The sequence below is a fragment of the Cedecea sp. AS113 genome, from assembly GCF_037152415.1.
Lineage (GTDB): Bacteria > Pseudomonadota > Gammaproteobacteria > Enterobacterales > Enterobacteriaceae > Cedecea.
Genome location: NZ_JBBCMI010000072.1, coordinates 1 through 259, shown reverse-complemented (window position 1 = coordinate 259; position 259 = coordinate 1). Strand labels below are relative to the sequence as shown.

The following is a 259-nucleotide window of genomic DNA, read 5'->3' as shown; positions in this document are numbered from 1 at the left end:
TGAGTATCATCTCCAGCAGGGTACCCCTTCCGGCATGAATAACAATAACTGGTATCTCACCAGTCAGAGTGAAAATAATAACGGTAATAACGGTAATAACGGTAATAACGGTAATAACGGCAATAACGGCAATAACGGCAATAACGGCAATAACGGTAATAGTAATGGAACTCATAACAATGCCGATACCGGACACACTTATCGTCCTGAGCGAGGAAATTACGCCGCCAACCTTCAGGCAGCCGCAACAATGTTCAAC

At 44.0% G+C, this 259-nt stretch carries 1 protein-coding gene; it reads right to left on the bottom strand.

The window, feature by feature from the left end; genetic code table 11:
- On the bottom strand, positions 1 to 196 hold a 196-nt coding region (locus WFN87_RS24075), incomplete at its 3' end, for a hypothetical protein (RefSeq protein WP_336989476.1).
- Between the last annotated feature and the right edge of the window lie 63 nt (positions 197 to 259).